The organism is Streptomyces sp. Ncost-T10-10d, from assembly GCF_900091955.1.
In the GTDB taxonomy this organism is placed as follows: Bacteria; Actinomycetota; Actinomycetes; order Streptomycetales; family Streptomycetaceae; genus Streptomyces.
This window is the reverse complement of sequence record NZ_FMDF01000029.1, coordinates 1-5,378: the sequence shown is the minus strand read 5'-3', so window position 1 is coordinate 5,378 and position 5,378 is coordinate 1. Positions and strand designations below refer to the sequence as shown.

Sequence of the window (5,378 nt, the reverse complement as noted above, 5' to 3'; positions counted from 1 at the left end):
GGGTGGGTCGCCGGGGCTCTGCTGTGCGAAGCGTCGGGCCGGGCGGGCGCGGCAGGCCGGCTCAGCCGTTGGCACTCAGCCGTTGGCGAGGGCCTGCACGCGGTCGAGGGCGCCGTTGAAGTGGTTGTGGTCGCCGACGTAGGGGCCGGACGAGGTGTACTGCCAGATCGTGTAGTAGCTCCAGCCGGCCGGGAGTTCGCCGACCGTGGTGTTGTAGCGGGCCACCCACAGCGGGTTGGTGGCACCGAAGCCCGCGTTGTTCCCGGTGCAGGTCTGCCACCAGCTGGTCGCGGTGTAGATGACCGCGTCGCGTCCGGTGCGCGCCTTGTAGGTGTTCACGAAGTCACGGATCCAGGACACCATGCCTGCCTGGGTCTTGCCGTAGCACTGCGCGCCGTACGGGTTCCACTCGATGTCGAGCACACCGGGCAGGGTCTTGCCGTCCTTCGACCAGCCGCCCCCGTGGTCCACGAAGTAGTTGGCCTGGACGGCGCCGCTCGTGGTGTCCGGGGTGGCGAAGTGGTACGAGCCCCGGATCATGCCGACGTTGTACGAGCCGTTGTACTGCTGGGCGAAGTACGGGTTCGTGTAGTACGTGCCTTCCGTGGCCTTGGTGTAGGCAAACTTCACGCCGCTGTTCCAGAGGGTTGCCCAGTCGACGTTGCCCTGGTAGCTGGCGACGTCCACGCCTTCGGTCTGGGCGGCGAGGGTTTCGCGCGGGAGTCCGCCCTGGCCGTCGTGGGCGACGACGCCCATGCCCATCGTGGCCGTGCCGCGCGCGGGCTTCTTGGCCGCGGCGGCGGTGTCGTGGGTGCCCGCGGCGCTCGCCGCGCCGGGCAGGGTGAGGAGGAGGGAGAGGGCTGCGAGCAGGGTGCCGGCCGCGGCGAAGCGCGAGCGGCGGGAAGTTCCGGATCTGGATCTGAGCACCGGCATGTGAGTGCCTCCGAGGCCTTGGTGGGGGGACGTGCTGATCCCAGGGGGACGCCGGGCGAACCCCTGTCGGCATGCCATGGTGTGAACATGCCATGCATGACGCTACGCACGTAGACCCGCGCTGCGGAAGGGGGCCTGGGTGCTGCCGTTGGTCTACGCCTGCGAAATACTGGCCAAGCTGCGGCGATGACCAGCGGCGAAAGAAACTTTCAGCGGCAGGAAAGCTCATGAGGGGTGTTGACGTGCACGGGAGCGAAAGCGGTAGTGAACCCGGCGCGAGCGGAGAAAGTGGTGTGGACCACGCATTCCTTGCCCTGGAACGGGAGTTGGCCGTCTTTCTGCGCCGGGCGCGGGCCAACTCCGGGGAAATGGCGCGCGAGGTCCACCCCGAACTGGAGGCCGCCGCATACGGACTTCTCGTACGGCTGGAGTCGGCCGGGCAGCAGCGGGCCACCGACCTCGCGGCCTACTTCGGGGTCGGCAAGGCGACCATGAGCCGTCAACTCCGCGCCCTGGAGGCCCTCGGGCTGGTGGCGCGCGAGCCCGATCCGGCCGACGGCCGGGCTTCCCTCGTCCGCCTCACTGCCGAGGGTCTGGCCCGCTATCGCAGCGTCCGCGACGCCCGCCGCGACCGCTATGTGCGCAAGCTCGCCGACTGGGACCGGACCGAGGTGGCCGAACTGGCCCGGTTGCTGCACCACTTGAACGCCCGGGCCGAGGACTGACGCCCCGGCCCGCCCTCCCGGTGTGCCGTCACAGCACCGCGTAGACCGCCGTCGCGTCGTCGTGGGTCTTGCTGCGGCGCAGATACGTGCGCTCCGAGTCCGCGTCCTCCAGTGCCCTGACGCGGTCGATCAGCCCCTGCGGGCCTTCCTTGTGGAGCACCCCGAGGCAGTCCGCCCAGTCGCCGGCGCGGAACATCTCGGTCCAGCGGGCCGCTCCGTCGGTCATCGCGGCCAGTGCCCGCACCTGGCCGAGCGGGGTGCGCCCGGTGACCGCGCGGGCCGCCACGGAGGGGTCGGCGGCGGCGGTGAAGAAGCCGCCCTCCTTGTTGCGCATCTGTGCGTCGGTGATCGCTTCGTCGGCCAGCGAGCCCGGCGGCAGGCGGTCCAGCCGGTCGTCGAGGAGGGGATGCACGGTTCCGTCCGATGCCTCGAACAACAGTGCGGAATCGGACAGCACCAGGTGCTCGATCTCGCGTTCGTCCCAGCGCGCCATGACGACCGTCGCCTGCGGCGTCCTCACGTGAGAAAGGTCACACGAGGAGCGATGTGTATCGGCGGTGTGCCGAATGGACTCGGCCAGGATCTCCTGGAGGGTCAGATCCCGTCGCGAACCGGACAGTTCGACCAGTGAGCCGCCCAGCCGTGCGGTGAACCAGGGGACCGAGTGCACACAACCGTCGTCACCCTGCGGCGGAGTCACTCCGTCGAGCAGGATCAGCGTCCCACCCTGGCCGGAAGCGGGCAGGGCGGTGGCGGCCCAGTCCTCGTTCGGCCGTTCAGAGCTGCCGGCGACGGTGGCGAGTTCGATTCGCATACAGCCAGTCTGCACGACGCCTTCACGAGCCCTGCACCACCCAAGGCTGGCCTGTACCAGCAGGTCAGACGGATGTCCGGAGCGGAAGGAAAGGCTCCGTGCGGCGTGCGGGCGGGCATCCTGCCAAAGCCTGGGCGGAAGTTCCAGCCGACGGTCCAGGTGTGCCGGACGCGCCCCCGGGGGAGACTTGTTGGTCAACTCCGGAGTGATGTTCACTCGTTCAGGTGGCGGAGTGGTTGATGCGCGTCTCCCTCTCAAAGGCACTGGAATGGTCGGAAGCCGTACCAGGGGACGGGGCGCTCGTTCACATGTGACCGTGCGTCACCTCTGCTTCAAGGGCGGACGAGTCAAGAATGCGAGCACCGGTGCAGAAGAAGCGGCCTCGGAGCAAAGGCAGCAAACACAGTGGTTCCGGGGTGACGCCTCCGGCGCCCGCCGAGAGCGAGAGCACCCGGCGCACCGTGCGCGTGCGCAGCCGGCTGGTTGCCGGTGTCGCGGTCGTCGGTATCACCGTCATCGCCGCGGGCGCACCTGCGGCCCTCAGTGCTTCCTCCGACCTGAACGACTCGCAGCGGCTGGTCACCCTCGCCGAGCTGAACCAGCAGGCCATCGCGCTCGCACACGCCCTCGCGGACGAGCGTGACGAGGTCACCGCCTACATCGCGGCCGGCCGTGACGAGAAGTCCGGCCCCGCTGCGGAAGGCAAGGGAGACCCCGGCAGCCGGAGCGCCCGCGTCGATCAGCAGGTGGACGAGATCAGGGGTGCGGCCCCGGCCGCGCTGCGCCGCGACCTCTCCACCATTCCCTCCCTGCGCCGCGACGCGCTCAGCGGCAAGGGCACCGCGCTGGAGGCCCATCAGGCGTACTCCGAGGTCATCGCCAAGCTCCACGACCTCGCCGAAGACCTCGCCGAGAAGACCCCGCCGCGCGCCGCCGAGTCCACCCGCGCCCCGCTTGCCCTCGGCCAGGCCACCGAGCAGGCCTCCGCCACCCGCGGGCTGCTGATCGCGGCGCTGTCCGTACCCCGCAAGGTCACGACCCCGCAGATCGACCCGGTCACCGGGCTGCCCGTCCAGACCCAGGACACGGGCGGCAGCAAGGACGACCGCACCCGTGACGAGCTGAGCGCCGCCGCCCAGCAGGCCCGGGTGCGCGAACTCGCCTCGCTCGCCGACTTCGACCAGGCCGCGGGCTCCACCGCCCGCGACAAGCTGTCGTCCACCGTCACCGGACCCGAGGTCAACAGCGCGGAGAAGTACCTCAACTCCCTCACCGACCGCCCCGAGTTGTCGAACTCCGACCAGAAGGCCGACAGCAAGAAGGTCGAGGCGGCACTCTCCGCCCGGATCGACCGGATGCGGGGTGTCGAGTCCGCCCTCGGCACCGCACAGGTCCAGCGCCTGGAGCAGCTGCGCGACGACGACGTCACCGCGCTGGAACTGCGGATCGCGCTGCTCGGCGGTTGTCTGCTGATCGCCGTCGGCGTCTCCACCGCCGTGGCCCGCACCCTCACGCAGCCGCTCGCCGTCCTGCGGATCGGAGCCGCCCGCCTCGCCGCGGAGCCCGCCACCGCCGAACCGGTCCGCTACACCGGCCGCAACGACGAGTTCGCCCAGGTCGTACGGTCCCTCAACGCCCTGCACAGCCAGCTGCACGGACTGCTCCACGAGTTCAACGGCCGCTTCGAGGGCCTGCAGACCGAGCGTGCCGAGCTGATCGCCGGACGAGAGGCCCTCACCGTCCAGCGCGCCGAACTCCAGGTCCTGGCCTCCGACCTCACCGTCCAGCTGGAGCGGCTGAAGAACACGGTCCACCACACCTTCGTCAACCTCTCGCTGCGCACCCTCGGCCTCGTCGAGCGTCAGCTCGGTGTCATCGAGAGCCTGGAGGAGCGCGAGCACGACCCGGAGCGGCTGGCCACCCTCTTCAAGCTCGACCACATGGCCACGGTCATGCGCCGCCACAGCGAGAACATGCTGGTCCTCGCAGGCGCCGAGCACGGCCACGGGCATGCGGGCCCGATCCCGCTGGTCGACGTGTTGCGTGCGGCCGTCTCCGAGATCGAGCGGTACGAGCGGGTCACCATCCAGTCCCTGCCGCCGCACGCCCAGATCGCCGGTTTCGCCGCGGACGACCTCAGCCACCTCGTCGCCGAACTCCTGGAGAACGCGACCTCCTTCTCACCGCCGGATTCCCATGTCCAGCTCTCCGGCTGGCTGCTGGAGACCGGCGAGGTGATGCTCTCCGTCCAGGACGAGGGCATCGGGATGTCCGCCGTACGGATGGGCGAGCTCAACACCCGGCTCGGCGACCCCACGTTGTTCGAGGCGGGCGAACAGAGTGCGGACGGGGCCGGGCTCGGCCTCCAGGTCACCTCCCTGCTGGCCGCGCGTCACGGTGTACGGGTCCAGCTGCGCGACCACGCGGGCACCGGCGGGGTCACGGCCGTCGTCGTCCTGCCCAAGACCCTGCTGCCGAAGGCGCCACCGGCCGCCACACCACCGCCGGTGCAGGTCCCCGGGGATGCCCCCGCGCTGAACCTGCCGGGGTCGGTCGCCGAGGCCAACTCCAACTCACTGCCGGGCCGTACGCTCGCCCTGCCCGGCGACCCGCTGATCGCCGCGGCCGAGCAGACGATCCGCGAGTCCGGGGCCGCCTCCGAGCCCGAGGCCGTGCCCGAGCCCCAGCCCGTACCCGGGCACGCGGCGGGCAACGCCCCCGCACCCGCTCCGGCCGCCGCCGAGGTCGCGGCCGAGACCACGATGCAGGTGCGGCTCCCGGTGGTTCCGGAGTCCGTGGACGTCCCCGAGTCCACGGCGCCCGACCCGTACGCCATCGGCCCCGACCGCCACGAGCGCACCACCGACGAGTCGCCGGAGCCGCACACCGCGCCGGCCCCCTCGCCG

The 5,378-nt window shown here is 70.8% G+C and carries 4 protein-coding genes; 2 read left to right on the top strand and 2 right to left on the bottom strand.

Translation table 11 applies throughout. From position 1 onward, the window contains the following. Nucleotides 1-75: 75 nt before the first annotated feature. Nucleotides 76-933, bottom strand: coding sequence for a lysozyme (locus tag GA0115254_RS02300; protein WP_093893569.1), 858 nt, complete (start codon nucleotides 931-933; stop codon nucleotides 76-78). A gap of 227 nt (nucleotides 934-1,160) precedes the next feature. Here GA0115254_RS02300 and GA0115254_RS02295 point away from each other — a divergent pair, with 227 nt between their 5' ends. After that, the gene (locus tag GA0115254_RS02295) at nucleotides 1,161-1,658 is read left to right on the top strand and encodes a MarR family winged helix-turn-helix transcriptional regulator (protein ID WP_370740816.1); all 498 of its coding nucleotides are present in this window, start codon (nucleotides 1,161-1,163) and stop codon (nucleotides 1,656-1,658) included. 28 nt (nucleotides 1,659-1,686) lie between these two features. Here the strand turns inward: GA0115254_RS02295 and GA0115254_RS02290 are convergent, their stop codons facing one another. Next, nucleotides 1,687-2,472, bottom strand: a complete 786-nt coding sequence (locus tag GA0115254_RS02290; protein WP_093893568.1) for a protein phosphatase 2C domain-containing protein — start codon at nucleotides 2,470-2,472, stop codon at nucleotides 1,687-1,689. 365 nt (nucleotides 2,473-2,837) lie between these two features. Here GA0115254_RS02290 and GA0115254_RS02285 point away from each other — a divergent pair. After that, nucleotides 2,838-5,378, top strand: a 2,541-nt coding sequence (locus tag GA0115254_RS02285; protein ID WP_107451292.1) for a sensor histidine kinase, incomplete at its 3' end; no start/stop codon positions are given.